Annotated in this window: 32 protein-coding genes; 15 read left to right on the top strand and 17 right to left on the bottom strand. The window is 57.1% G+C overall.

Annotation, left to right across the window (positions count from 1 at the left end):
* Positions 1 to 262 precede the first annotated feature (262 nt).
* The 4 genes from MWR57_RS11950 (at position 263) to MWR57_RS11935 (ending at position 1,771) form a co-directional block, all read left to right on the top strand.
* Positions 263 to 721 carry a hypothetical protein gene (locus MWR57_RS11950; RefSeq protein ID WP_423125050.1) on the top strand — a complete coding sequence of 153 codons (459 nt, stop codon included), beginning with the start codon at positions 263 to 265 and terminating at the stop codon, positions 719 to 721.
* A gap of 38 nt (positions 722 to 759) precedes the next feature.
* On the top strand, positions 760 to 981 hold the full coding sequence (locus tag MWR57_RS11945; RefSeq protein WP_423125049.1) for a Nif11-like leader peptide family natural product precursor: 222 nt from the start codon (positions 760 to 762) through the stop codon (positions 979 to 981).
* Positions 982 to 1,194: 213 nt separating this feature from the next.
* On the top strand, positions 1,195 to 1,446 hold the full coding sequence (locus MWR57_RS11940; RefSeq protein WP_423125048.1) for a type II toxin-antitoxin system prevent-host-death family antitoxin: 252 nt from the start codon (positions 1,195 to 1,197) through the stop codon (positions 1,444 to 1,446).
* A complete protein-coding gene (locus tag MWR57_RS11935) occupies positions 1,433 to 1,771 on the top strand; it encodes a type II toxin-antitoxin system RelE family toxin (RefSeq protein WP_423125047.1) in 339 nt (112 codons plus the stop codon). The genes MWR57_RS11940 and MWR57_RS11935 overlap by 14 nt, the downstream gene beginning before the upstream one ends.
* 153 nt (positions 1,772 to 1,924) lie before the next feature.
* Here the strand turns inward: MWR57_RS11935 and MWR57_RS11930 are convergent, their stop codons facing one another.
* The 6 genes from MWR57_RS11930 to MWR57_RS11905 all read right to left on the bottom strand — a co-directional run bounded on the left by MWR57_RS11930 (position 1,925) and on the right by MWR57_RS11905 (position 8,378).
* The gene (locus MWR57_RS11930) at positions 1,925 to 2,797 is read right to left on the bottom strand and encodes a DNA adenine methylase (RefSeq protein WP_423125046.1); all 873 of its coding nucleotides are present in this window, start codon (positions 2,795 to 2,797) and stop codon (positions 1,925 to 1,927) included.
* Between the two features lie 17 nt (positions 2,798 to 2,814).
* Positions 2,815 to 4,299, bottom strand: a complete 1,485-nt coding sequence (locus tag MWR57_RS11925; RefSeq protein ID WP_423125045.1) for a hypothetical protein — start codon at positions 4,297 to 4,299, stop codon at positions 2,815 to 2,817.
* Positions 4,300 to 4,468: 169 nt separating this feature from the next.
* Entirely contained in the window at positions 4,469 to 5,551 is a 1,083-nt protein-coding gene (locus tag MWR57_RS11920) for a helix-turn-helix domain-containing protein (RefSeq protein WP_423125044.1), read from the bottom strand.
* A gap of 13 nt (positions 5,552 to 5,564) precedes the next feature.
* The gene (locus MWR57_RS11915) at positions 5,565 to 5,795 is read right to left on the bottom strand and encodes a type II toxin-antitoxin system RelE/ParE family toxin (protein ID WP_423125043.1); all 231 of its coding nucleotides are present in this window, start codon (positions 5,793 to 5,795) and stop codon (positions 5,565 to 5,567) included.
* Between the two features lie 387 nt (positions 5,796 to 6,182).
* Positions 6,183 to 6,374, bottom strand: a complete 192-nt coding sequence (locus tag MWR57_RS11910) for a hypothetical protein (protein ID WP_423125042.1) — start codon at positions 6,372 to 6,374, stop codon at positions 6,183 to 6,185.
* A gap of 12 nt (positions 6,375 to 6,386) precedes the next feature.
* Positions 6,387 to 8,378 carry an AsmA family protein gene (locus MWR57_RS11905; protein WP_423125041.1) on the bottom strand — a complete coding sequence of 664 codons (1,992 nt, stop codon included), beginning with the start codon at positions 8,376 to 8,378 and terminating at the stop codon, positions 6,387 to 6,389.
* A 448-nt stretch (positions 8,379 to 8,826) separates the two neighbouring features.
* Between MWR57_RS11905 and nifE the strand changes: the two genes are divergently transcribed.
* The 11 genes from nifE (at position 8,827) to MWR57_RS11850 (ending at position 20,111) form a co-directional block, all read left to right on the top strand.
* Positions 8,827 to 10,191, top strand: coding sequence for a nitrogenase iron-molybdenum cofactor biosynthesis protein NifE (gene nifE, locus MWR57_RS11900; protein WP_423125040.1), 1,365 nt, complete (start codon positions 8,827 to 8,829; stop codon positions 10,189 to 10,191).
* Complete coding sequence (locus MWR57_RS11895; RefSeq protein ID WP_423125039.1) at positions 10,184 to 11,542, top strand: nitrogenase component 1; 1,359 nt, start codon at positions 10,184 to 10,186, stop codon at positions 11,540 to 11,542. The genes nifE and MWR57_RS11895 overlap by 8 nt, the downstream gene beginning before the upstream one ends.
* Positions 11,543 to 11,706: 164 nt before the next feature.
* Positions 11,707 to 12,981, top strand: coding sequence for a nitrogenase cofactor biosynthesis protein NifB (nifB, locus tag MWR57_RS11890; protein WP_423125038.1), 1,275 nt, complete (start codon positions 11,707 to 11,709; stop codon positions 12,979 to 12,981).
* A gap of 25 nt (positions 12,982 to 13,006) precedes the next feature.
* On the top strand, positions 13,007 to 13,258 hold the full coding sequence (locus MWR57_RS11885) for a hypothetical protein (protein ID WP_423125037.1): 252 nt from the start codon (positions 13,007 to 13,009) through the stop codon (positions 13,256 to 13,258).
* Between the two features lie 298 nt (positions 13,259 to 13,556).
* Complete coding sequence (locus MWR57_RS11880; RefSeq protein WP_423125036.1) at positions 13,557 to 14,354, top strand: TorF family putative porin; 798 nt, start codon at positions 13,557 to 13,559, stop codon at positions 14,352 to 14,354.
* 124 nt (positions 14,355 to 14,478) lie between these two features.
* The gene (locus MWR57_RS11875) at positions 14,479 to 14,886 is read left to right on the top strand and encodes a winged helix-turn-helix domain-containing protein (protein WP_423125035.1); all 408 of its coding nucleotides are present in this window, start codon (positions 14,479 to 14,481) and stop codon (positions 14,884 to 14,886) included.
* A 36-nt stretch (positions 14,887 to 14,922) separates the two neighbouring features.
* Entirely contained in the window at positions 14,923 to 15,693 is a 771-nt protein-coding gene (gene modA, locus MWR57_RS11870) for a molybdate ABC transporter substrate-binding protein (protein ID WP_423125034.1), read from the top strand.
* A gap of 28 nt (positions 15,694 to 15,721) precedes the next feature.
* Positions 15,722 to 16,399, top strand: coding sequence for a molybdate ABC transporter permease subunit (gene modB, locus MWR57_RS11865; RefSeq protein WP_423125033.1), 678 nt, complete (start codon positions 15,722 to 15,724; stop codon positions 16,397 to 16,399).
* 4 nt (positions 16,400 to 16,403) lie between these two features.
* Positions 16,404 to 17,474, top strand: coding sequence for a molybdenum ABC transporter ATP-binding protein (modC, locus tag MWR57_RS11860; RefSeq protein WP_423125032.1), 1,071 nt, complete (start codon positions 16,404 to 16,406; stop codon positions 17,472 to 17,474).
* Positions 17,475 to 17,566: 92 nt separating this feature from the next.
* Entirely contained in the window at positions 17,567 to 18,685 is a 1,119-nt protein-coding gene (locus MWR57_RS11855; RefSeq protein WP_423125031.1) for a LeuA family protein, read from the top strand.
* A gap of 85 nt (positions 18,686 to 18,770) precedes the next feature.
* Positions 18,771 to 20,111, top strand: a complete 1,341-nt coding sequence (locus MWR57_RS11850) for a hypothetical protein (RefSeq protein WP_423125030.1) — start codon at positions 18,771 to 18,773, stop codon at positions 20,109 to 20,111.
* Positions 20,112 to 20,130: 19 nt separating this feature from the next.
* Here MWR57_RS11850 and MWR57_RS11845 read toward each other — a convergent pair whose 3' ends face one another.
* The 11 genes from MWR57_RS11845 to MWR57_RS11795 all read right to left on the bottom strand — a co-directional run bounded on the left by MWR57_RS11845 (position 20,131) and on the right by MWR57_RS11795 (position 26,279).
* On the bottom strand, positions 20,131 to 20,637 hold the full coding sequence (locus MWR57_RS11845) for a TlpA family protein disulfide reductase (protein WP_423125029.1): 507 nt from the start codon (positions 20,635 to 20,637) through the stop codon (positions 20,131 to 20,133).
* A gap of 114 nt (positions 20,638 to 20,751) precedes the next feature.
* A complete protein-coding gene (locus MWR57_RS11840) occupies positions 20,752 to 21,405 on the bottom strand; it encodes a DsbA family protein (RefSeq protein ID WP_423125028.1) in 654 nt (217 codons plus the stop codon).
* Positions 21,402 to 21,839 (bottom strand): disulfide bond formation protein B, encoded by a 438-nt coding sequence (locus MWR57_RS11835; protein ID WP_423125027.1) that lies wholly within the window; start codon positions 21,837 to 21,839, stop codon positions 21,402 to 21,404. Before MWR57_RS11835 ends, MWR57_RS11840 begins: the two co-directional genes overlap by 4 nt.
* Positions 21,840 to 22,006: 167 nt before the next feature.
* A complete protein-coding gene (locus MWR57_RS11830) occupies positions 22,007 to 22,339 on the bottom strand; it encodes a hypothetical protein (RefSeq protein WP_423125026.1) in 333 nt (110 codons plus the stop codon).
* 141 nt (positions 22,340 to 22,480) lie between these two features.
* Positions 22,481 to 22,747, bottom strand: a complete 267-nt coding sequence (gene tsoX / locus MWR57_RS11825) for an HSGNPxU motif (seleno)protein TsoX (RefSeq protein WP_337661144.1) — start codon at positions 22,745 to 22,747, stop codon at positions 22,481 to 22,483.
* 34 nt (positions 22,748 to 22,781) lie between these two features.
* Complete coding sequence (locus MWR57_RS11820) at positions 22,782 to 23,480, bottom strand: 4Fe-4S binding protein (RefSeq protein WP_423125025.1); 699 nt, start codon at positions 23,478 to 23,480, stop codon at positions 22,782 to 22,784.
* A gap of 43 nt (positions 23,481 to 23,523) precedes the next feature.
* On the bottom strand, positions 23,524 to 24,714 hold the full coding sequence (locus tag MWR57_RS11815) for an NAD(P)/FAD-dependent oxidoreductase (protein WP_423125024.1): 1,191 nt from the start codon (positions 24,712 to 24,714) through the stop codon (positions 23,524 to 23,526).
* 75 nt (positions 24,715 to 24,789) lie between these two features.
* Entirely contained in the window at positions 24,790 to 25,068 is a 279-nt protein-coding gene (tsoC, locus tag MWR57_RS11810) for an NEPxGxxU motif selenoprotein TsoC (protein WP_423125023.1), read from the bottom strand.
* Between the two features lie 16 nt (positions 25,069 to 25,084).
* Complete coding sequence (gene tsoA, locus MWR57_RS11805; RefSeq protein WP_423125022.1) at positions 25,085 to 25,534, bottom strand: LULAXC motif selenoprotein TsoA; 450 nt, start codon at positions 25,532 to 25,534, stop codon at positions 25,085 to 25,087.
* Positions 25,535 to 25,555: 21 nt separating this feature from the next.
* Positions 25,556 to 25,873, bottom strand: coding sequence for an ArsR/SmtB-type metalloregulator TsoR (gene tsoR / locus MWR57_RS11800; protein ID WP_423125021.1), 318 nt, complete (start codon positions 25,871 to 25,873; stop codon positions 25,556 to 25,558).
* 118 nt (positions 25,874 to 25,991) lie between these two features.
* On the bottom strand, positions 25,992 to 26,279 hold the full coding sequence (locus MWR57_RS11795) for a hypothetical protein (protein WP_423125020.1): 288 nt from the start codon (positions 26,277 to 26,279) through the stop codon (positions 25,992 to 25,994).
* Between the last annotated feature and the right edge of the window lie 33 nt (positions 26,280 to 26,312).

Here is a 26,312-nt window from a genome sequence, read left to right as displayed (position 1 = left end):
TTCCCCTGAAATGAAGAAAAGTGCATCGAAATATGGCAGAATCTCCCACAGGGTGGGTGCAAAGTTTCAAAGAACAATTTGAAAATCAGGGCTGACGGCAAGAACGCCTTCAGTGAAGACTCTTTTTCAACATCCTGCTAGTACCTTGTAACTTTTTAATCGACATCACATTGATTCCCTCCCCCTCGGGGGAGGGCTAGGGAGAGGGGAGATTTTCAGAAATATTAAGAGCTACAAGGGACTCGGCTAAGGAGGGCAAATCATGCCGGAATCACGCAAGGATGCAATTGCCAACCTGGCTGGGTTTCCCGCTCCCCACAGCGAACCCATCAAGGGGTGGGAGGAGTATCTGCGGGAGGGCAATCAGTTCCTGGCCACGGCCAACAATGCCTATACCCAGCGGAAAGAACCCTTCACCACCGCGATTCTGTATAACCTGGTGGCCATGGCCATTGAAAAACTGATCATGGCCTTGCTCATGAAAAACGGCAAGCTGCCGTATAACCACACCATGCACGATCTGGTGGAGGCCATTGACGAGTTTTTGCCCGGCGAACTGGAGGGCCTTGGGGCAGAGCTTAAGGCGTGGGATGGGTTTCAGGATATCTGCGATATCGAGAGCTACTCCATCACCCCTCCGACCATGGGGCAGATAGGCGGCATGCTCACCCTGGCCCTGGAGGTCCAGGCGCGCGTCATGCACTCTGTTATCGACCGTTAATATTGCAACCTATTGATTATATAAGAAGGAGAACGACCATGGCGAGAAAAGACGTAGAGGCATTGCTTGTTGCTGGCGGCGGAGATAAGCATTTGCGGGCCAAATACGACGTGCCCGGAACCCGGGAGGAGTTTGTCGCTCTGGCGGCGGAAGACGGCTACCATTTCACCGTGGAGGAACTTGACGCGGTGCTCAAGGAGTCGGGCGATGTCTTTGAAAAAAACGGCAACCCGGCCAAGCGGCAGATATGGTGGGTGTGAGGGGAGTGTCCGGCAGGCCAGCCGCTGGTCTGCCGGGAAAAAGAGTTGAGGCTGTTACGACCCGAAGGGGGCAGACGAAAATGTCTGCCCCCTTCTTTTTGGATTGCGGGCATGGGATTCCGCCCCAACCTGTGCACGACTGCGCAGCTTTTTCCCTTGAAAACGACCATAAACAGAGCTATATTTGTAGCTGATAATTCAAGGAGGGAATGTATGGATACGATCTATGCCGACTACTCGATCAGCATGTCCGAGTTCAAGAAGAACCCGGCGCAGGTGCTGCGCTCCGCAGGCGAAAAGCCGGTCGCGGTGCTCAACCACAACCGTCCTGCTTTTTATATGGTCACCCCTAAGCTTTTCGAAGCTTTGGTCGAGAAGTTGGTCGACCTGGATTTGGTTGAGCTTGTGCGCCACCGACTGGCACACAAAGATACGGCCATCGAGGTGGATATTGACAAAATCTGAAGTCGCTCCAGGTATCCCGAAGTACCGGCTCAAATTTATGCCGGAAGCACTCGAGGAGTGGAACGGTCTCGACGGGAGCATCAAGGCGGTATTGCGCAAAGCGCTCAAGAAGCGTCTCGAGCAACCCTGCCCGCCTGGCTCGCACCTGCATGGCGACCTGCGCAATTGCTACAAAATTAAACTGCGCAAGCAGGGCTACCGTTTGGTCTATAGCGTTGAGGAAGATGTGCTGGTCGTACTGGTGCTGGCTATCGACAAACGTGAAGACCTGGCCGCTTACCGGTCAGCGGTTGAACGCCTGCTCTTGGGTAAGCAGGGAAAATAATACGGTAGTAGACTTATTGTTCAAGACTTGGGCCCAGAGCCTTCGCAACCTATACGGCTCAGCAAGAAACGCATGAAATCATGGGCGTCCCCACTTTGTATCTGAAATTATGGGTGTCCCGGCAAATAAACCCTGGGGAGTTAGTTCAATGATTTAAGTGCGTCCCTTTGCTTCCTCTGGTCTTGTGTACGGCAGGACAAGATCATCCATGTAAACGAGTAATTCTTTTCCCTGTTTACGAGAATGCGCACTGTAGTCAATCAGGAAAGGGATAGTATTGCAGTCTTCGTACAGAGATCGTATCTCAGCCATATCGTCGTATGACATAATCCACCGAAAGCCCTGTCGCTTGATGAATGCCGCAAGCTGAGCGTGGTCCTCTGGTTGATAATGGTTGAGATAAAGCTCGCGTCCCTTGAGGAAATATGGGGGGTCAAGATAAACGAGAGTGTTTCTGATTTCTTCGCTTTGTGCCACCACATTTTTCAGAAAGTCGATGGCATCCAAGTTGTGAATTTCGATACGATCTCGATAAAGGTGGATCTTCTCGATACGGCGGATAAGCTCATTCCTGTTGTACCGTGCGTCAAGTTTCCATTTGCCTCTCTGGTCAAATCCACCTATAGGGCCCCCATTGACCATGATCCCAGAACGATTACATCTATTTAGGTAGAAACTCGCGAAAGCAACATTTATTCTGGAGTGTCGCGCTTGGTGTCGGTAGATATCGCGTTGTCGTTTCCATTCATCAATGGTAACTGGGGTCTCCTTTATTAGACGTATTAACTCGTCCTTTCTATTTAATACTGCTTTCCAGAATGCGGAAATACATGGATCAGCATCGTTTAGCACGATACGCTGGACGTGTTCACCAAAGAGAAGATTGAACGCCGCTCCAGCTCCACCGGCATAAGGTTCGACGTAGGCTCCATCTTGTAGGCCATTTGACTCAATCACGTCAGCCAGAAACTCGGAGAGGATAGCCTTGCCACCTGGATATCGTAATGGGCTATTCACTGCGGCCATAGCCTGCCCCATGTGTATTACTCAGTGTCATCATCTGTTTCGTCCGGTTCAATAAGAATAATCTCAAAAAGTCCTTGTAATGGTGGCCAGAAGCCACGCAAGGAGTCTTCGTTCGGGTAAAAATGTTGATTGTGCACAAAGAGGTTAAGGGTGTCAACTGACAGAAGATTATTGGGTTGGTCGATGAGTTTTCGCAAGGCCTTTAGCAGGTTCGGATTGCCGATGATGTCGGTGTCTTCAGCAACTACATATTTCAGCATTTCTGTGAGGGTAGGATGCCAGCCGCGAGAAAGTTTTTGCCCCTTCTTTTCTCTTGCGGCCTTCTGTTGGTTTTGCAATGTACTGAGGTGTCCAGTGCGATCAAGGTAGTAACCTAGACTCATTTCTAACAGGCTCCGAAACATTAGCGCTACAGCGTTAGGGTAATGGGCAACTGGAAGTTTTTTGAGTTCTTTGAATACGTCGTTGATCCGTTGGTTCTCGACATCACATGAGAAATCGAGAGGAATAATCGCCCGTTGGATCGGTTTCTGTTGAGGCCGTTTTTTTTGAGTAGGGGTGCTACGCTCGACCTTTTCTTTTTGCCTACTAGGTTGAAGCAACATATCGGACGTGAACTTACCTTTTTTACTTAAATCCGGCTGATGTTCACCGAGAGAAGCAAGATATTTTCTCATTTCTGTCTTGGTATTTAATTTTCGAGAATGGATATCGCCAGTGGCGACATCAGTCACGATCTTGGCGTATCCTTTCTTGAATTCATCGATATCTATCGCGCCAATAACCCTTTTGTTTCCGTCAAAAGTGATACCGAGCGCTTTGGTGACTTCCGGATTTTTATAAAGACGTTCCAGGTTCGTTATTGGAAACTCACGAGGGTTCTGGACTTTTTTGGCGATTTCTCCGGGGAGTTCTAGTGCACAGGCCATTGAATACATCATATATTGCTGTAAAGCATTCGTAACTTCGGACGGCGGAAGGTTGTATTGTTCTGAAATCTCTTCGGGGGCGAGGCCTTGGTCAACCAAATTGTGATAAAATTTGGCCTTCATAAGAGGTTCCCAACCTTCTACCTGACCACGGGTATGTTTGCTCATGATTACTGGTGCTGCAGCTTCACGAGTTGGAGCACGGATGACCTTGACTTTGCTGACTGCTTCCGGGCTGATACGGTTGGCCAATGCCCGAAAGCGCCGCTTCCTGAGGTCGTTTGGTGCTGATTCTGGACTAAGAAGGAGTTTGAGAGCGGCAAGACGCCGATTTCCCTCGACGACATATTTTTTGCCCTTCTCCTCAACAATAATCAGGGATTCGACTGGATAATACCCGTTCTCCACGATGCTTTTGGCAAGATCGTAAACCTTGTCATTTTCAACCAATTCGGCGAGGAGATCACGCTGGGAGCGCTTTTCTCCTGAATCTGGGATTCTTGGATTGTCTGGGTCAAGCAGAAGTGTTGTTACCTTAAGATGCCCTTCTTTCCAAGTGCTGTAGTCGATCATGATTGCCTCTCAAGTGCATTTTTCATGGAGCGGACATCATAAAATCAATTCTGTCGGTAACCTTACAGCACAGCACCTAACTGTCAATTACTTAACGTCTATTATTATTTTTTTTGAGGGAGAAGACGAATTCCGGGCGCATAATACTTAATTCCTGTCAATCTTGCGCCTATCTGTCCGCCCATTTTAGCGGCCGGATCAGATCCTTGAAAAAATGCCATTTCCCGGTCAAAAATTGATACCGCCCGGCAACAATTCCGGGGGATATACCCAGCGCTTCAGCCATACTGACAACTTCATTCCTTGCCCGAAACCGGGCAATGGCGGGGTTGTGCTTCTCCGGGATAAGCCACTCGGCGGCAAAGTCATTGGCCTTCACTTCCCGGGGGTCATCCTGACTGTCGTCATTGATCAGCAGATCTTTTTTGCCGTCGTGCAACACGTGTCCGGCTTCATGAAAGAAGGAGAACCAGAACTTGTCCTCGCCTCGGCCTCGCAAGGAAAGGAGAATCATGGCCTTGTTGGGGGTTAGCCATCTGGTCGCGCCGTTCCAGGGAACCTTTTTCATTTCCCGGACTAAGGCTACGGCAACCCCGGCCTCTGCGCAGAGCCGTTTCATTTCCGGCTCGAAAACCTCGGGTTGTTCACGGGTCAAAGAACGAATCTGTTGCAGCGCCTCTTTGAAGCGCTTTTTGTCAAAAGGACCGCATTCGATCTCGTGGGCCTGCAATTCTCCCTGGCGAATCCAGGCCGCGGTATCCCCCGGCCGGGTTTCAAAACAGAGCGATCGCCGGGCAGCCACAGCAGGTTTTTCCCATATTTCCTGCCAGGCCTTGACGCTGCTGACGCCGAAAAAAGCCAGGGTGTTTCTTAGCAGGGCAACCTTGTCCCTTTCCGCTTCGAGATGGCCGCGCTCGATCAGTTCCTTGGTCGGAATCGTCTTCAGCCACTGGATGTTTGACTCAAGCCGTCGGCGCTCCTCCAGCTTGGCCATCTGTTCCCGGTATTGCGCTTCGAGATTGTTCCAGAACCTGGCCGGGATCCGCGTCACCAGTTCGAGCCGATTGGCGGTTTCATAGGATATCGGTTGTTCCCCCTTGAAGATCCTGGTCAAGGTCTGCTCGGTCAGTCCCGTTCGCACCGCCAGTTCCTTTTGCGTCATCTCAAGAGATTCCATGGCTTCAAGCAGGGTATCTCCCGGCGGCACTGCATAATCCGGGGTAAACTCATATTTTTTTTGCGCGGTCAACATGGGCGTTTCTCTTTCAGTGCGTGTCTGCGATCTCGATGATTTCGATTTCCGTGACCCCGTCCCAGTCCACCCCGCCGCATTTTTGTTCAGGATACGGATTGTCGGCAACAATGAACAGCAGGCGGTAAGGGTGTTCCAGATCAACGGAAAATTGTCCTGCCCTGTCGCCGGTCAATGCGTGGCACCTGGCGGGTGGCAGGCGGGAGATGTCGGTGAGAGTTTGGGCTGCCTTGAGTTCCATCATCCTTTGTTGCAGCTTGCGGCCACATTTGGCTCCCAGTTGTTTCCGGGATTCGGAATTTTCGGAACATGTTTTTTGCAGCTTTCTTGTCCTGAAGAATATACGCATCAAATCCGCCAGTCAATATTTTTATTAACACATCGTGTTAATTTTTTAATGTAGCAAGTCTGCCGGCCAAAGCCATGGGTCGCATCTCCTGTAAGTTAGGAATATCTCATTCCCCCTGCTGGCTTGTCAATGGGTATCATGTGAGCCAGGGATTCAGTTCATCGGCTTTCTATTCTCCGAAGCCGCAGGGCCGACATAAATCCGTCCCCTTCGCGGCAGTCCAGGCATCGCACCAGGGGGCCGACAGGTCAATGAAGGGAAGAGGTACGAGTCCTCCGATCTTCAGGGGGAGTTTGTCCGCGTCTCGGAGAACGGAGCGGACGCAAGAACATCAACGCCTATTATGACTGGAGCGGCATCGAAACGATCAGGGTAATTAGCCAAAAGATAGGTGTTTTCTTCGCTTAATCCCTCTTTTCCACCTGCAAAATGTAGCACTTCTAAAGAGTACTGCGCAGCGTAACCTATTGCCATCTAAGCCTCTTTTCATTTCCTCGGTTTCTTCGAAACCGGCCTGGACGGCGGCTTTACTGCCTCGCGCTGCGCCTCCTCCACAGTAGCCAATAGCTCTACGCAGTTGGCATCGGTTCCGGTTCCGGTTTCGATCAAAGGTATGAGCGCTGCCAGGGGATTGATCAACCCGAGCAAGGCCGCGCTGTCGAGACGCTTGATCAGGCCGCCCTTGTCGATGCTGACGTCCGGCTTGGCAAAGCTGCCGGTAATATGGATTGGGCTGCGCACCACCAGAATACTCACATCCTTGGGGTGCGGCTTCAAAATGAGGTCCAATTGCTCGTCGCGGAGGTTGACGTCGCCTGAGCCTTCGATTTGCGTGTCGGCCGTGTCGAGGACGATTGAGCGGCTGGTGGCCAAACCGTCTTGTATCTCGAAGGACGCAGCTCCGCAGCGGATGGCGGTCTCGCGGTCGCCGACCACGAGGAATTTGATGATCTCGCCGCCGTCCAGGCCGAAAAGCTCGACCAGCAGATTGGAAAGCGTACCGCCGGACATCGCGAAATTTCCTTCGCCGGTGGCGGTTGCCAACATGTCGGCAAGGCTGTTGCCCCGCCCGGAAAGTCTGATCTTAGCGCCCATCGCTCCTTCGCTTCCTTTCATCAACTTTACGGTCGGAAACAGTTTGTTGAGCCGCAGGGCGCGCATGGAAATCGTGGCCTGCGTCGCGATGGGATCGTGTTTTGCGTTGAGCGTGATATTGGAGATGATATTCCCGCCCGCGAAGCCGAAGTTGAGCGGCGCCAGGGTGAGCACGCCATCGGCCAATTTCAGCGTTGCCGTGAGATCTTCCAGGGCCAGCCCTTCCGGGCGGCGGATCTGGCCGGCTTTTAAGGTGATGTCGGCGTCGATGGCGTTCAACCGTTCGACCCGGAAAGGTTCCTTGGGCAGCACGCGGGCAGGGGCGGCAGGGGCCTCACCCTTTTTGCGCTCGCTTGAGACCGTGCCGCGTCCCTTATCGGCGGCGCCGCTTGAGTGAATCCCGATCATCGGGCCCAGATCCTTCAGGTCGAGGATTTTGCTGTGAAACGAGGCGGCAAGGTGAGGCCGCGGCTGCTTCGGGGTGAACACCGCGGTGCCGTTGATATCGCTGCCCCCGATGATTCCCTTGAAGTTTTCATAGGCATATTGCGCCCCCTGATTCTTAAAGCGGCCCTCGATGGAAAAAGGGGGCGAATGGGGCAGCGGGACCGGAATTATCGGATACAGGCGAGACCAGTCGGGACCGGAGATTTTGACCCGCGCGTCGACTTCGGCCAACTGCCCAAGATCGACAAAAGTGCCATCGATTTCAAAGGAATTCTTGCCGATTTTTCCGCTGGCTTGCAGCGGAAAGGCCACCCCGGAATCGCGCAGTCCCAGCACACTGCCCGCCCGTGCCGACCCGGAAAAAGGCAGATCCTTATAGGTGCCGGAAAAAGCTATCACCGTGGGCAAGTGCTGCGGTTTGCCCTGCGCATCCTGCGCTTCGGTTCTGACCTCGGCACGCGCGTCCAGATCCTCCAACCCGTCGCGCCAGCGGATCACGCCATGGTCGATGGTCAGGCTGCGAATTTCCGGTACCGGCGCCTCGGGATCATCGGACCTGCCGAACACCCAGTTGCGCTTGCCGTCCTTGCTGCGCTCCAGCAGCACATCACCATCCACCACGCGCAGCCGTTCGACAATAATGACCCGAGCAAACAACGAGCGCAGGTTCGGCACAAACTCAAGGCCTTCCACGGACGCCATCTGCTTCTCATTCGACCATTCCGGGTTTTCATAGCGCATCTTGCCGATGCGGATGGTGGGAGAAAAACCCAGCGCGACCTTGATCTCGCCCTCGATCTTCAGGTGGCGCCCGGTTTTTTTAAAGACGTAGCGCTCGATGGGCGCGCGAAACCAGTTCCAATCGAACAATATCAGGAACAATAGAACGAGGATGCCTATGGCACCCGCAGCAATCAGGGTTTTGCGATATTTCAAGTTGTCGAACCAAGGTGAAAATTTTGATGGAGGCACAAGGGAAGCTCCTGATTTAAAGTTTCGTGGAGTCTCAAGTAGCTTCCCTGAGCATCCCATACTCCCCGGTTGATTGTCAATCCAGGGGGGAAACGAGTGGTTCGGTGGAGACAGATCGAAAGGATTATCGCGGCTGAAGCCGCGCTTGCGGGCATGGCAACCACTACCTTCTCATGGTAGGAGCGGCTTTAGCCGCGATGAACCCCCGCAGGGGCCGACAAAAATGTCCGCCCCTTTCTTTTTTGTCGCAAACCTTACACAACCCACTTCTGTCCCGGTCCCCTCCCTTTTAAGTTCATGAGCTTTTTTCTGCTTAACTGTAAGTAATAACACAACAAAATATTATTCCCCCCGCTTGGCACACCCCTTGCTCTTACCCCTGTACACATCATCACACAGGAGCACGGACGCCATGGAAGCAGCGTTGCAGGAACGGCAGGATTCGATACACCGCACCGGGGAAGCCCCCTTTGCCATGGATTGCAACAAGGACAGCCTGGCCGGGGCGGTGAGCCAGCGGGCCTGCGTGTTCTGCGGCTCTCGGGTGGTGCTGTATCCCATTGCCGATGCCCTGCATCTGGTGCATGGGCCCATCGGCTGTGCGGTCTACACCTGGGATATCCGGGGCGCCCTTTCCTCCGGGCCGGAGTTGCACCGCTTGAGTTTTTCCACGGACATGCAGGAGACCGATGTCATCTTCGGCGGCGAGAAAAAACTCTACAATGCCCTGGTCGAACTCATCGACCGGCATGCGCCCAAGGCGGCCTTTGTCTATTCCACCTGCATCGTGGGGATCATCGGCGACGACATGCAGGCGGTGTGCCGGAGGGTGAGCGAGGAGAAAGGCATCCCGGTCCTGCCCGTGCAGTCGGAGGGGTTCAAGGGCAACAAGCGGGAGGGGTACAAGGCCGCCTGCAATGCCATGCGCCAGTTGGTGGGCATGGGCGATATCAGCGGGATCTCCAAGTACAGCCTCAACATTTTGGGCGATTTCAACCTGGCCGGGGAGATCTGGCTGATCCGCGACTACTTTACCCGGATGGGCGTCGAGGTGGTGGCCAACATCACCGGAGACGGGAGGGTGGGGGACATTCAGCGGGCACACGGGGCCGCGCTCAACGTGGTGCAGTGCTCCGGCTCCACCATGGATCTGGCCCGGATGATGAAAGAGGATTACTCCATCCCCTCGCTGCGCGTCTCCTATTTCGGTGTGGAGGACATGGCCGAGTCGCTCTATGCGGTGGCCGCGTTTTTCAAGGACGAGGAGATGATGCGTCGCACCCAGGAGCTGGTCAAGGAGGAGCTTTCCCTGATCATGCCGGAGATCATGAAATATCGGCAGGCGTTGGCGGGCAAGCGGGCTGCCATTTACGTGGGCGGGGCGTTCAAGGCGTTTTCCCTGGTCAAGGCCTTCCGCACCATTGGCATGCAGGTGGTCATGGTCGGCTCCCAGACCGGAACCCCGGAGGATTATGCGGAACTGGCCGAGATCACCGACCCAGGCACCATCATCGTGGATGATTCCAACCCCCTGGAGCTTTCTGCGTTTCTCCAGGAAAAAGAGGTGGACATCTTCGTGGGCGGGGTCAAGGAGCGGCCCATCGCCTACAAGCTGGGCGTGGCCTTCTGCGACCACAACCACGAGCGCAAGGAGATGCTGGCCGGGTTTGCGGGCATGCTCAACTTCGCCCGCGAGGTGTACTCCTCAGTGATGAGCCCGGTGTGGCGGTTTGTGCCACGGAAAGCAGAAACCGTACAGGAGGAGATCAATGACTAAGATGCCCCCCCAGTATGTCTCCACCACCAATGCCTGCAAGCTGTGCAAGCCGCTGGGCGCCAGCCTGGCTTTTCGGGGCGTGGAAGGGGCGGTGCCCTTTCTTCACGGCTCCCAGGGGTGCGCCACCTATATGCGGCGTTACATCATCAGCCATTTCAACGAGCCCATCGACATCGCCTCCTCCTCGCTGGGGGAGAAGAATGCGGTCTACGGCGGCGGGGCGAACCTGAAGCTGGGCTTAAAAAACGTAACCGAAAAATACCACCCGGCGCTCATCGGCATCGCCACCACCTGCCTCACCGAAACCATCGGCGATGACGTGAAGCGACTGCTCTTTGAGTACCGCCAGGAATTCATGCAGGATGGCGGCCCGCTGCTGGTGCAGGTTTCGACCCCGAGCTATTCCGGCACCCACATGGAGGGGTTCCATGCGGCGGTGCGGGGGCTGGTGGAGCAGTTGACCGTGGCGGCTGAGCCCAACCCCACGGTGAATATCTTGCCCGGTTTTCTCTCGGCTGCGGATCTCAGAAGCCTCAAGGAGATCGTTGCCGATTGCGGCCTGACTGCCACCGTGCTCCCTGATTTTTCCGAAACCCTCGACGGCCCGGCCCTGCGGGACTACCCCCTGATCCCCAAGGGCGGGACCAAGATCAGCGATATCCGGGCCATGGGCGGGGCTAAAGCAACCGTGGAGTTCGGCCATACCCTGCCGGATCAGCTTTCCGGGGGCAAATATCTGGAAAAAAGCTACGGCGTGGAGTTGCACCGGCTGGGCATGCCGGTGGGCATCAGGGAAACCGACCGGTTCTTCGAAGTGTTGCGCAGCCTTTCCGGCAACCCCATGCCGGAAAAATACGCCCTGGCAAGGGGCCGGTTGGTGGACAGCCTGGTGGACGGCCATAAGTACATATTCGGCAAACGGGCCATTGTCTACGGCGAAGAGGAGCTGGTCATCGGCCTGACCTCTTTCTTGGCCGAGATCGGGGTGCAGCCGGTGCTTTGCGCCTCGGGCGGGACCAGCGGCGGGTTTGTTAAGGCCATCGAAAAGGCGGTGGAAGGCTTTGGCCTGGAGATGCCCCGGATACATGAGGGCATGGATTTTTACGAGATCGGTGAATTGGCCGCGGAGCTCAAGCCTGATTTCTTCCTCGGCCACAGCAAGGGGTATACCCTGGCGCGGGGTTTGGGCATCCCGCTCATCCGGGTGGGCTTTCCCATCCACGACCGGATGGGCGGGCAGCGGCTGCTGCACATCGGCTACCACGGGGCGCAGCAGCTTTTCGACCTGATCGCCAATACCATGATCGCGGTCAAACAGGACACTTCCGAGGTTGGCTACAGTTACATGTGATGGCAGAGGCTGGGCGTGTCCTGTGCTTCCGTCATTCCCGCGTAGGCGGGAATCCACAACACCTTGGATTTCACGAAGAACTGGATTCCCGACAACTACCTCGGGAATGACGAAACGGAATTTTTGCTAGAGGTTTAATCTAGATACATAAGGGAGAGAAAATCATGACTGAAATCCACAAAGACCTGAGCAAGCACCCCTGTTTCAACCCGGCCATGAAAGGACAGGCCGGCCGGGTCCATCTGCCGGTGGCGCCGAACTGCAATATCAAATGCAATTACTGCGACCGCAAATACGACTGCGTCAATGAATCGCGGCCCGGGGTGACCAGTACCATCCTGAGCCCGGAGCAGGCCCTGGTGTACATGGGCAAGGTTCTGGAAAAGGAGCCGCGCATCACCGTGGCCGGCATTGCCGGGCCCGGCGATCCCTTTGCCAATGGCGAGGCGACTATGGAAACCATGCGGCTGATCAACAAGAATTACCCGCAGATGATCTTATGTCTGGCCAGCAACGGGTTGGCCATCGGGCCCTATATCCCGGAGCTGGCAGAGCTGAATGTCTCCCATGTGACCATCACCATCAATGCCGTGGATCCGGAGGTGGGTGCCAGGATCTACAGTTGGGTGCGGGACGGCAAGGTTGCCTATCACGGCCGCCAGGCGGCGGAGCTGCTCCTTTCCCGGCAGTTGGCAGCGGTCAAGGCCCTGAAGGCGCACGGGATCACGGTGAAAATCAACTCCATCCTGATTCCGGGGATCAATGACCAGCATATCCTGAAGGTCGCGGAAACCATGCAGGGACTGGGCGCGGATCTTTTTAACTGCATGGCCATGTTCCCCAACGTGGGCACCCCCTTCGGCACGATCCGCGAGCCGTCCAAGGAGGAGGTTGGTGCGCTGCGCACCGAGGCGGAGAAGTTCCTGCCCCAGATGCGGCATTGCACCCGCTGCCGGGCCGATGCGGTGGGGTTGCTCGATCAGGACCGGACTGAGGAGATGCGCGGCTGCCTCTCCGCCTGCGCCCAGCTTCCGCCGCTGCCGCCCGAGATCAGGCCCTATGTGGCGGTGGCCACCATGGAGGGAGTTTTGGTCAATCAGCATCTTGGCGAGGCCAACCGCTTCCAGATCTATGAGCGTAAAGGGGATGAGTATCTGTTGAAGGAGGAGCGCCTTGCGCCCAAGGTGGGCGGCGGCTTGCAGCGCTGGACTTCTCTGGCCAGGGTCTTGAACGATTGCCGGGCGGTCCTGGTGAGCGGCGTGGGGGAAACGCCCCGTGAGATTCTTGAAAAAGGAGGGGTGCGGCCGGTGGAGATGGGCGGATTTATTGTTGATGGTCTCAAGGCGATATACGAAGGCGCCAATGTCGCGCCTCTGCAGAAACGGAAGAAGTCCTGCGCCTCCGGCGGCTGTGTCGGCTCGGGCGGCGGGTGTTCTTGAAAAACGAACTGAACGAGGTGATGCAATGAAGGCTACCTGGGAAAAGGTGTTTGAGTATTCTTCCAAGCCGGTGCAGGGGACCTTGTCCCGCAAGCTGCGCAAGGGCGTGTCGGTGCAGGTGAACGAGGGCAAGGTGTATGAGAAGGCAGTAATTTTTCTCGGCGAGGAGTTTGTCCGGATTACGGAAGAAGGCAAGGATGGGCAGAGTTGTAACACCTACTATGACTGGGCCAAGATCGACTCGGTGCGGACCTGTAGCGCCAAGGAAAAGGAGTAGCGCGGGGGGGGGGCTGCTGCCGGGAAGGTTTGATTACATTTGTGTTAGCTTGCTATAATTTTTATCACATTTTTGTTTGACAATCTCCTTCGCGCACTATCGCGGGGAGGAGAGGTCTAGCTGTTTTTTTCTTTTGAATTCAAGTTGTTTTGGGTTTTTCGGAATTTTTTTTCGGGGTTGGCACATAACTTGATATGCAAGGTGTGCGAGTGCTTGTGCGCTCGCCTGCGATCCCCAGAGGGTACGGATGTTCAGAAATATTGTTATGGCGTTCACTATTTTAGAAAGGAGAAAGGAGATGAGTAGAATCGCAAGGAAGTTGCTGGTTGGAGTTGCTGCTACGGGGGTATGTCTTTCCATGTTTTCCGGCCTGGCCTGTGCTGCCGATGCCGAGGAAGACAAGCCCACGGCGAATATGACCGTTGGCGCCTTCAGTCAGTATATCTGGCGTGGCTTTGAGTTGAGTAAGGACAGCATCGTGGTGCAGCCGTCCATGACCGTGGGCTATAAGGGATTTTCGGCAAATGTCTGGGGAAATCTCGATACCGATCCGTACACGAACGATGGTGTCAACAAATCCAATAACTGGAACGAGACCGACCTGACCCTGGCCTATGCCTGGGAAATGGGTCCCGTGGCCTTTTCCGTGGGCTATATTTACTATGCTCTGGATGCGGCGGAGGATTCGCAGGAGTTCTTTGCCAGCGCTGCGCTGAACACCCTCCTGAAGCCGACTCTGACCGTGTACCGCGATACGGATTTCTATCCGGGCTGGTACACCACCCTGGGGGTTTCCCATTCCTTCCCGGTGCAGGGTGACATTACCCTTGATCTTGGCGCGCAGGCGAGCTACCTCGCGGCGGATGAGGCCGCAACCTATGCGGAAGCCGATGGCAGCAAGTACAGCAATTTCCATGACGGTATATTGTCCATGGGTCTCACTGTGCCGGTGAACAAGTACTTCACTGTCATTCCCAAGCTCAGCTACACCTTCCCTCTGAGCAGCGATGCCGAGGATCTCATGCGGTCAAGCAGCAAAGATGGGAACGACGACGATTTCATTTACGGCGGGGTTTCCGTGAGCATGTCGTTCTAGCAGGGGTTTTCCATATTTTTTCCCTGTTCGGCCCGTCTGTCTCGCCCCTCCCTGGCTGAGACAGACGGGCTTTTTTTATGAAAAAAGCATTGCGCGACCGTTATATTTTGATAAATATAACGCCATGAAAAACCACACATCGCAAGACAAGGGGGGATCCGGTCTCAAGTGGCGCGGAAGGCTTTGGCTCGAAGGGGAGGAGGGCACCTTTCTCGGCTATGGCCGGGTGGTGTTGCTGGAGCGGATCAGGGAGTACGGTTCCCTTGCCCAGGCGGCCCGCTCCATGGAGATGTCCTACAAGCATGCCTGGGATCTTCTCGACTCCATGAACCGCCAGGCCGGGTGCAAGCTGGTGGAGACCTCCCGGGGCGGCAAAAGCGGTGGTGGGGCCAAGCTTACGGTGACGGGCGAGCGGGCGATCGCGGTTTTTTGGGAGTATCACGCCAGGTTTCAAGCCGTGTTGCAGGAAATGACCGAAAAGCTGGGGCCTGCGCTGTGCGAAATGGAAAAACCCGATGGCGGCCAAAGTTAGGCCTATCTGCTGTTTAACGTATTACGGAGAGACCCCATGAAACCCCTCAAATCCCTGTTGTTCGTCTGCTTCATGCTGCTGGCCGTGCCTGCCCATGCCGCAAAAATCACCGTTGCGGCGGCGGCCGATCTGAAATTCGCCATGGATGAGATCGTCACCGCATTCAAGAGCGCCAATCCCGACGAGGGGATTGACGTCATCTACGGCTCGTCGGGCAAGTTTCAAACCCAGATACGGCAGGGTGCGCCCTATGATCTTTATTTTTCCGCGGATATCGGGTTTCCCCGCGAGCTGGCCAAACAAGGCTTCGCCTCCTCCGAGGTAAGGCCCTATGCCCTTGGCCGGATCGTGTTGTGGAGTGCAAGTCTGGACGCCGCCCAAATGACCATGGCCAGCCTCGCCGACCCGAAGATCAGTCGCATCGCCATTGCCAATCCGAAGCATGCGCCTTACGGCAAGCGAGCGGAAGAGGCCCTGCGCGCGTCGGGTTTATGGGAGAAGCTGGAGCCGAAGCTGGTCTATGGCGAGAACATCGCCCACACCGCCCAGTTCGTCCAGACCGGCAATGCGCAGGTCGGCATCATCGCCCTGTCCTTGGCCGTGAATCCTGAGTTGGCCAGCAGGGGAGGGTACTGGTTGATCCCTGATACCCTGCATGAGCCCCTTGAACAGGGGTACATCATCACCAAGCGGGCCGAAGGCAACGCCCTTGCCAAACGCTTTGCCGATTACATGGGCAGCAAGCTTGCCCGTGCCGTGATGGTGAAGTACGGCTTTGTGCTGCCGGGTGAAAACGCAGGCAAATAGGCGTAAAGAATTGATTCCGGAGACAGTTATGCTTTTGTCGGGCAGCGACATGCAGGCCATTTGGCTTACCGTAAAGTTGGCGAGCATCGTCACGGTCATCCTCCTGCTGGTCGGAACGCCTATCGCCTGGTGGCTGGTGCGCACCGGTTCCTGGTGGAAGGGGCCGATTGGCGCTGTTGTCGCCTTGCCCCTGGTTTTGCCGCCTTCGGTGCTGGGATTTTATATGCTGCTGGCGATGGGGCCTGATGGCCCTGTCGGGCATCTTACCCGGGCACTGGGTGTCGGGCCGCTGCCCTTCACCTTCTGGGGGCTGGTGATCGCCTCGGTGTTTTATTCCCTGCCCTTCATGGTCCAGCCCCTGCAAAATGCATTCGAGGCCATCGGCGACCGTCCGCTTGAAGTCGCCGCGACCTTGGGAGCTTCGCCGTTGGATGCCTTTTTCAGCGTGGTTCTGCCCTTGGCCCGGCCCGGCTTTCTCACCGCGGTCATAATGACTTTTACTCACACCGTGGGGGAATTCGGGGTGGTGTTGATGATAGGCGGCAATCTGCCGGGGATCACCCGGGTGGTCTCGGTGCAGATTTATGACCATGTGGAGGCGCTGGAATATGGCCAGGCCCACCGGTTGGCCGCCGTCATGCTGATCTTCGCTTTCCTGGTGCTGCTGGCGCTGTACGCCTGGCGGCCCGATGCCAAGAAGGGTTGAGGCAATGGAGACGATCAAGGCGCGGTTTCACGTTGACTGGCCGGGCTTTTCGCTCGATGTCGATTGCGTCTTGCCGGATCGGGGCGTGACCGCATTGTTCGGGCATTCCGGCTCCGGCAAGACCACATTGCTCCGCTGCATCGCGGGTCTCGAGCGTGCCCGGCAAGGATTTCTTTCGTTCAAGGGCGAAATCTGGCAGGACGACACAACCTGGCGGCCTACGCACAAGCGGCCCCTGGGGTATGTGTTCCAGGAGGCCAGCCTGTTCCCGCACCTGACTGCGCTCGGCAATCTGCGCTATGGCATCAGGCGGGCCACCACGGAACACAGGGTGAGTCTGGATCAGGCCGTGGACCTTCTGGGTATCGGCCATCTGCTTGACCGGAAAGCGGATCGGCTTTCCGGCGGCGAGCGGCAACGGGTCGCCATTGCCAGGGCGCTGGCGGTCAGCCCCCGCCTTTTGCTCATGGACGAGCCGCTGGCGGCACTCGATCTCAAGCGCAAGCAGGAAATCCTGCCCTACCTGGAACGGTTGCATGACGAGTTGAAGATTCCCGTGCTCTACGTCAGCCACTCCCCCGACGAAGTGGCCCGGCTGGCCGATCATCTCGTTGCCATGGAAGACGGTAGAATAGTAGCCAGCGGCCCCCTGGTGGAAACCCTGGCTCGGATCGATTTGCCGATCCGGCTTGGCGAAGATATCGGCGTGGTGCTCGATGTTGTCGTGGGGGAAAGAGACAAGACCTGGCATCTTGCCCGGATGGATTTCCAGGGCGGCAGCCTGTGGACAAGGGATATGGGGGCCGCGGCAGGCAGCAGGATGCGGGTCAGGGTTCTGGCCCGGGATGTGAGTTTGACCCGGCAGTTACAAACCCAGACAAGTATTCAGAACCTCGTGCCTGCAAGGGTGTCCGCCATTGCCGACGACGAACATCCGGGATTGGCCCTGGTCCGTATTCGGGTCGGGGCGTCGGTTTTGATTGCCCGCCTGGCGAAACGAGCGGTGGCAGCGCTTGAGCTGTCGCCCGGCCAAGAAGTCTGGGCTCAGGTGAAGACCGTGGCTTTGCTGGAATAGCGTGGGGTTCGCCATGCTCCACGACAGGCAGCGAGAAAAAGAATGTCTTCGCCGCATGATGGCGGCGGCATCGAGTGCGTGAGGTGACAGCCATGGAGCATGTGCGAGGTTTGGTGGACAGCACCCTGCGCGAGGGCAGCCAGACGGCGGGGGTTGCTTTCACCCTGGAGCAGAAGGTGGCCCTTGCCCGGGATCTTGTGCGGGTCGGGATCGAAGAGGTGGAGGTGGGCATCGCCACGCCGTTGGACAGCGAGCTGCCGGCCCTGGTCGCCCGTTGTCGCGGGGAGGCCGGGGTGAAGCGTCTGTCCCTCTGGTGCCGCTGCCGCAAGGAGGATATCGCCTGCGCTCTGCGCCTGGCCCCGGAGGTCATTTCCCTTTCCGTGCCGGTCTCCGACCTCCATATCGCCATCAAGTTGAATTTGAGGCGTGCGGCGGTGTTGGAGATGGTGGCCAGGGCGGTCGCAACGACGCGGGCCGGGGCGCCCTATCTCTCCCTCGGCCTGGAGGATGCGACCCGGGCTGAGCCGGATTTTCTGCGCGAGATCGTCAGCGTTGCCTGCAAAAACGGGGTGGATCGCATCCGGATCGCCGACACGGTGGGCGTGGCCACCCCCGGCGGAATTGACGCTCTGGTCCGCGACCTGCGGAGCAATTTCGCGGTGGAGATCGGGGTGCACATGCACAACGATTTCGGCATGGGTACGGCCAATGCCATTGCTGCCTTGGAGGCAGGCGCCCATTGGGCAGACGTCACGGTTTTGGGTCTGGGCGAGCGGGCCGGGAACAGCCGGCTGGAAGAGGTGGCCGGTTATCTGGCCCTGCAAGGCAACAGGCCCTATGCGACCACCCGGTTGAAGGGACTGGCCCAGCATGCCGCCGGTTGCTCGGGGAGGACGATCGAACCCCATCACCCGGTGATCGGCGCGGGGATCTTTGCCTGCGAAACCGGGTTGCATTTGGCCGGGCTCGCCAAGGATCCCCGGACCTACGAGCCCTACGAGCCAGGTCTGGTTGGGGCGAGGCGGCAATGGTCCTATGGGGGAAAAGTGGGCAGGCAGGGCGTGGTCGAGCGGTTGCGGCAGTTGGGGTTGCACTGTCGGGAGGAGCATCTGCCCCGGCTGGCCGAAGCCTTCCGCGGGCAATGCCTGGACTTGAACAGGCCGCTCCATGATAGGGAGGTGCGACTCCTGGTGGCGGAATATAGTTCTTGATCCGAGGATTTCCTGCCCGTACAGTGGAAAAAAAGCGAGTTGCCAAGGCCGATGATTTCGGTCTTGAGAAAGGAGCGAAAGTCTCATGACGCAAGAGAACATCTTTTCCCTGCTGGGCAGGTCCGGCCCTTTTGCCACCGGCGACAGGCCGCCATCCCTGGCCCCGTTTTCTCCGGAGGCGCGGCTTTTTGCCAAGGGCTTGGCCGAGGCCGGCATGCGCACCCGCTACCGGATTCTGCGCAACCAGATCTTCGAGTTTCTCGATGTCCGGAGCTTTGCCGGAATCCAGGCGATCATCAACGATCCGGCCCGGCGGAAGCTGGCAAACGAGCGGGCCTACCGGCTGCTGGGCAACATGTTCGGCATCGAGGGCAATGCCCGGGAGGTGATCCTGCGGGTCAACACCTATTCGCGCACCGCCGACGGGGTGATCAATTATCTCAAGGGGAAGGTGCTGGCCAACTACGCCTCCTACATCGAGATGACCAACGAGATCGACTCTTGCAAGAGCCCGGTGGATCTCATGCTCATCCTCTTTGATGACCGCTACCACAAGAAGGCGCGGTTCGAGGCCAAGCGCAAGCTGATCCTCATGAATCTGGCTGGCTCCATCGATCAGCGGGAACGGGAAACCGAGGTGGAGGCCAAGTTCGACCAGTTTCTCGACTTTTTGAACGAATACGTCTGGAGCAAGAAAACCAGGATCGGCGAACTGGAGATCGTCTATCTCCTGAGCGACCATGACCCGGAGACCTTTGCCTGCAACAAAGTCGAAGTAATCGGCCAGGGCCACTGGGCCTACGGCCCCACCGCCGCCAAGGTCTTCGGCAAGGAGATCCACGGGGGAAAAAAGAAGGCCAATCAGAAGCTCACCCTGATCAAGCGGAGGCGTTTTGCTGCCAACGGGGTGGAGGTGCCGATCTACGTCTCCATCCGCAAGAAGCAGTCCGAGGCCAAGGTGCTCAAACTCCTGCGCAAGGGCGAGGAAAATCCGGCCGTGGCGGTGGACGACGAGCTGGGCCTCATGGGGGTGGTGGATTCGGTGGCCGAGGTCAAGGCCTTCCAGAAGCATCTGACCCAGAGCGCCACCCGGGCGGGCTCCCTGATGACCCTGGAGGAGGTGACCGACACCCTTTCCGGCGGCGCGCACCACAGCGGCAGCATCGGCAGCTCGGCCAAGACCCAGATGTTCAAGTTCTTCGCCCGCATGGGCGGCATGCGTGTGGAGTTCATCGTTCACACCAACCGCTCGTACCTCAACTATATCTATGAGCGGGAGGTTTCCCACGACGAGTATGAGGTGAAGCGGATCTTCGACTCGGGGGTGGCGGAGCTGCTGTTCCCGCAGGACATCTACGAGATCGACATCGCCGAGAAGAAGGAGGCGGTGCTCCGCTGGTTCAGGAAACGGATCGAGGAGTTTTGAGCCTCCGCCGCTGCCCTGTTCACTGGGCGAGGTATTTTCGCAGCATCCCCAGCGATTCGGCGGAGTCCCACTGGACCGCGCCGAGGAATTTTTCCCGGAGCATCCCCTGCTTGTCGATGATGTAGGTCTCCGGCACCCCGGTCAGCCCGTAAGCCTGGGCCGCCTTGTTTTCCGGATCAACGAGAATGGGAAAGGTGGCGCCTATCTTTGCGGCCATGGCGTCGGCCAGGGCAGGGTCGTCATTGCTGAGGACGGCCAGCATGATGAACGAGTCCGCGGGCATGGCGGCGTGAATCGCCTGCATGGAAGGCAGCTCTTGCCGGCAGGGCGGGCACCAGGTGGCCCAGAAGTTGAGAAACACCACCTTCCCCTTGAGTTCGGCAAGAGCCCAGGTTTTGCCCTTGGTATCCACCAGGGTGAATTCCGGGGCAGGCTTGCCGATCTGGGCCACCTCGGGCCGCTGGGGGCAGGCGACAAGCAGGAAGGCGAGGCAAAGCATGGTGAGCGGGGGGAGTAATCTTTTCATAATCCGTGGTCTCCAGAGCAGGTATGCCCATGGCGTGGGTTGTCGAAAGGCAGGGGCGTGTTCGCCGGCGTCAGGCCACAATGGACACGCCGGCGAACATGGTTTTTTTTTGTCTTATTTCGGGTACTGCGCCGCAAGTTCATCCTCCAGCAACTGTTGCAGCTCGACGTCGCCAAAGGTTACCAGCGGTTTGCCATTGACAAAAAAACCGGGCGTCTTGGTGACGTTGAGGGTTTTCGCATCGGCAAGATCCTGGGCGATGATCTCCCCGATTGCCGGGTCGTTCATGTCGTTTTTGAGCTTTTCAAGGTCAAGGCCGACGCTTGGGAGAAATTGCCAGGCCAACTCGGGTTGCGGGTTGTGGTGGCTCGCCCAGTAGGGCTGGGTTTGGTACATGATATCCAGGGTTTCCCAATATTTTCCTTGTTTTTTCGAGGCTTCAAGAATTTTGACAAAATAATCCGCGCCGTCGTGAAACGGGGCATAGCGGATAACAAGTTTGATCTTGCCAGGGTTATCGGCCATCAGTTTCTTCACGAAAGGGGAGAAGGCGCTGCAGGTTTCGCAGGCAGGGTCCATGAATTCAATGAGATAGACCTTGGCCTCCTCGCTGCCAAGGGTCGGCGAATGTTTCCGGATGAAGACCTCAGCATGCTCCCGGGCCAGAAAATTGAGCTTTTGTGTCTGTTGATGTTTGTAGATGTAGCCGCCCAGCACAAAGACAAGGATCAGGAATATTCCTGAAAAGATAACGAGTTGTTTTTTCATCGGGTAAATCTCCTGTTGAGGATGAGTAACAGCGCCAAAATGGTGGAAAAGGAAAGCAGCGAGAGCATCGGGATGGTCAGAAAGCCGAACAGCGAGATGTAGTCCTCGGTGCAGGAAACACCCCGGCTGCAGGGCTGGATGCTTTCCGGGATAATCCCGGCATAGAGCAGGTTGTGGTACAGGGCGACCAGCCATCCCGCCGCAACCAGGGGCAGGGCATACCGCACCACGCTTTTATCGCAGGAAAAGAGCCCGGTTGTAAAAATGAAAACCAGGGGAAAGAGAAAGATCCTTTGATACCAGCACAAAATACATGGGGCAAATTGCATTATTTCGCTGAAAAATAAGCTTCCCAGCGTTGAGGAGCCGGCGAGCAGCCAGCAGAGGAACAGGATGGTCCAGTGTGCGTTGGACGGCGTGTCTGAACGGGTCATTGCTACTGTTCTCCAAAAAAATAGCGTGGGTGCGGCGCAATTTCCGCCGGTGTTTTTCATGGGTGGGTGCGATTCCGCGCGGGAAGGATCTTCTTCCCCCATGCGCAAGCGGGCTCCTCCCCCTGAGCCGTTGGGGAAAGTCAGGGGGGAGCGGAAAAACCGGGAGATCAGGAGCGCTCTGGGGGGTAGTCGATGGGGCGCAGAAAAGCGGCAAGGGGAGAGGCGAGGGGATGGCAAACGGGGCCGCGGGAGGAAAGCGGCAGGAAGAAAACATCGGCGGCGCGGGGCAGGTGCAGGTTCATGCAGAAAAGGCACAGGCAATCCTGGGTTGCGCAGGGGGACTGGGGCGACGTTTCGCCCTGGGTATCGGAAGGAAAACAGCAGGAATCTCCCCTGCAGGGAGAGGAGGCGGCCGCATCGGCAAAGGGTGCTCCATGCAGGGAGACAAAGGCCAGGAGTAAAAGAATGAAGGCCGCGGATCGGAGATTGATATGGATCATGCCTGGAAATTTACTGTGGCGTGCCGACCCTGTCAAGAGTGAGTAACGCCTTCCCTCTGCCGGGAGGCGACTCTGTGCCGCCGTTGAGGGGCAGCGGTTTTTCCGGCGGGATATCCCGATAGCGGTATCGCAGGGCAGCTTTCAACCAATATTGGCGAGAATTTTATTCAGATAAGCCTCCATCTGTTCCGCGGAGGTCGCCACCTCCAGGGAAACCCATTCCCTGCCGACAAAGACATTGGTCGCGCCCTTCAGGGGATACGTCGCCGCTTCCGGGGAGTTTGCGAGGTGGATTTTCAGGTTCAGCCGGTTGCCAAACCGCTCCTGCATTGCCTTGGCCACGCCTGCGGCCTTCTGGCAGGTCACTCAGGCCGGGTTGCCGCTGTGGAACAGGACCATGTCGATCATGATTGTCTCCTTGGTTGCGGGTGACGCACCCGTTTCAATTCGGCCCTTGCCCGTCCGCCCCATTGAAACCGAGGGCTTTCTGCGGGCAGCTCTCCACGCAGTAGGAACATTTCAGGCAATCGCCGTGGTTCACCTGGCCGTTTTCCCGGTAGGAGCCGGGGTTGATCTGCATCCGGCACACCGTTTCGCATATTCCGCAGTTGATGCAATTTTCATCGACCTTGAGGGCCATCTTGCCCCGGCCCAGTATGTTGGCCATGGTTCCCATGGGGCAGAACATGCACCAGATGCGCTCATGATACAACAGACCAAAAATCGTGCCCACCACGGTGGTCATGGTGAGAATCAAGACAAAGGGCTTGCCCATCGCGTACAAGTCACCCCACACGGGAGTGAGCTGGATGGTCAGCATGGTCATCAGCAGGAGCAGCCAGCCTGCGCGAAAAACAGGATGGCGGAAGAAGGCCGGAACCTTCCGGTGAAAACTGAACCGCTTGAGAACGGTATCCCAAAAGCTTCCTCGCGGGCACAGCCAGTCGCACCAGTATCTGCCTTTGACGAACCCGATGCCCATTGCGCCGAGCATGCAGACCAGCAGGAAATATCCCAGGGGATAATACAACCAGCCGCCTATAAGCAAAATAATAAAGCTTACGCTGAGCCACACTTGCATCTTTTTATGGGTTTTCACTAAAGTACTGGCATCGTGCATGGCGGTTGTCTCCTCGCGCATCAATCATTTTTTCCGGCAGCATTACGCTGTCGTGATTCTCTGGTCACGGCAACCGGCTCAATCCGTGCCGCATTTTCCAGAGGAAATATTTTTCCAGGCCCGCCTTGGCCCACGGCACCCAACGGCCTTTCTTCAGCAACGATCTCTGGCGGGGCGGCAGCATCGGTTCGGCATACATCACTGCTCCCGTGCCTCCCATGTCAAACAGGCAGAGGATGTTGAGATCCCCGGCCGCGAGGGGGGCGGTGTTGTTGCAGTCAGCCGCGATGTTGAACGCAGCCGCTTTTGCCATTTGCACGGTCATGTACCCGGTTTTGGGCACCCCGGTCGGCACCGGCGTCGGCTCCCGCGGCGCCATGGCCACGGCGACACCCACCGCGTAGATGTTGGCGTATTGCGGATGGCGATACTGTTCGTCAACCGGGATAAAGCCCCTGGCATTGCCGAGGCCGGCCACTCCGGCCACCCCCTTGAAAGGCGGCGCCAGCATGGCCAGCTTGAAGGGCAGCTTGCGGCCGTCAGCCAGGTGGATGCTTTCCGGTTCGACCGCGGTCACGGCCTGGCTGACCACGGCCTTGATGTCGCGCTTGGCGAATTCGTCTTCCATGAAGCGCCGGGACGGCCCAAGACCGTCGATGCCCATATGGCCGAGGCACGCTTCCGAGGTGAGGTAGGTTATGGGCACCTTGTGGCGCATGCGTCGTCGGCGCAGTTCGTGATCGAATTCAAAAGCCAGTTCATAATAGGGGCCGAAACAGCTTGCCAGTTGGGTGGAGCCAAGCACCAGCGGCCCCGGTGTTTCCAGGATTTTTTCCCAGGCCTCCCGGCTTTTTTGCGCATGCTCCAGGGTGAAAATGCAATGGGTGTGGCCCTGTTGCGGCCCGAGGCCGGGGATCTCTTCGCAGGCCAGATGCGGGCCGGTGGCGATGACCAAATAGTCGTAATCGTATGAGTCGGTTTCCGTTGTCACGCGCATGCGCACCGGATCGACGCCGCATGCAGTCCCGTGCACAAAATGGATCCGGCGCGAGGCCAGGATGGCGCTTATCTGCAAGGAGAGCGACGATGCCTGCCTGTGACCCGTGACCAGCCAGGGCAGGGAGGGCAGAAAAACAAAGCGGTCATCCTTGCTGATGACCGTTACCTCGACCCGTCCACCCAGGCGTCGCTTGATTTCGAGCGCCGCGGTCAGGCCGCCGAAGGAGCCGCCGAGCACGAGAATCTTTTTGAGCATGCTGTTTTCCCTCTTTCGTTCCATGGCCGGTCGGTCGAAGCGTCAGCGATCAAGGCAAGCGGCGCAACGTTTTTTTCAGGGTTGCGGTTCGGACAGGTCACGATGACGGCGCATGCAGGCGATCAGCTCCGCTTCGCTCACATCGCCGCCCTCGACCAGAATTTCTTCCTCCACCATCACCGCCGGGGCAACGGGCAGGTTCAAGGCAAAGTACGCATCGGTCTGGTACTCGGCCCTGGCTTTTGAAATAACCTCAATTTCGATATCATTGTGTGCGCCCAACCTGGGCATCATCTCCAGAAAATGGCCTCAGGTCTTGCCGTTTGGTTCGTTGAGAAAAAAGCGGATACGCATGACACCTCCTGTTGGGTTATATTTTTTCCTCGCGGCGCAGTTTGGCCACCAGAAAGGCGGCGCCGCTGCCTGAAAGCCCGAGATGCGCCGCAATCGCGGGGGCGTCGCTTCCGGGGTGTTGTTCCAGATAGGCGGTCACTTCTGCTTCCAGCTCTTCAAGCCAGTCTTCAAAAAGCACCAGCAGCTCTGGGTCGGTGACCGAACGAAGTTGTTTGGAACGGGCCACCTTATCCACCAGGCTTTGACACATCTTGGTTGGGTCGACACCTTCGCCCATGCACTCCGCAAGTCAGAGCTGGACCAGGCTGGCCACCTTGTCGGCTCCGGCCTCACCGACAAGGCCCACCACGAAATCAAGCCGGGTCTCCTCGCTCACCTGGGGGAAAAGCCCTCTGGCAACAGCGGCCATTCCGGTTAAAGCCTCCTCCGGGTCCATTCGGTCTATGATTTTTTGAATTTCTTTCATGTGAGCAGGCAATCTCCCAAATTAAAATGTTGTTCTCTTGCTGAGCAGATCCCTTGCCAGCGCGTCCAGATTCTTCAGGATACCGAGGATGCGCGCATCCGCCATCTCGTAATAGACAAAGGGACCGCTCCGCTCGACCTGTACCAGCAGGGATCTTTTCAGCTCCTTCAGATGGTGGGAAACAAGGGGCTGCGACAAGCCAAGGTCCTCGACGATCCTGGAGACGGATTTTTTCCCTGTGCCGACGCAGAGCAGGATGCGCAGGCGGTTTTCGTCGGCCAGACACTTGGCGAGAACGGCAAGGGTCTGGAGGTTTATTTGCGGTTCACGGTTGTTCATGAAGTTGCGGCAATCTTCCGGTCCCGGTGTCCGTCGTCGCCTCCCCAGGCAGGTATCGCCCGGAAGGGGTTTTCCGGTGTGCGGGTCATATGAGAAACGGCATCGGGTTGTCGCCTCATCAGTAGAGAAACTTGCTGAAAATTTCCTCAATGACGTCGGTCTGGACGCCATGTTTTTCCAAAACTTCCCTTGCGCGCTCCACAAACTGGCCCCGCTTCAATTGCGCTCCGCTATCGATCAACCCTTGCCTGGCATAGCAGATGAGCAGGGACTGATGGTCGGTTCCCTCCAAGGCGGCCGCTTTCCGCAACTGCTCAAGCAGGTCAGCAGGGATCGTCACGGTTATGGTCGTGGCACGGTCATTTTCGTTCGGAGTCGTTTGGCATTGGCACAGTGTCTCTTTCATGGCAGGACCTCCTTGTGGGTTGGCGGGTGTTGG

The organism is Hydrosulfovibrio ferrireducens (assembly GCF_046883345.1).
GTDB lineage: Bacteria > Desulfobacterota > Desulfobulbia > Desulfobulbales > Desulfurivibrionaceae > Thiovibrio > Thiovibrio ferrireducens.
The sequence above is the reverse complement of the archived record's forward strand: the minus strand, read 5'-3'. Positions and strand labels throughout refer to the sequence as shown.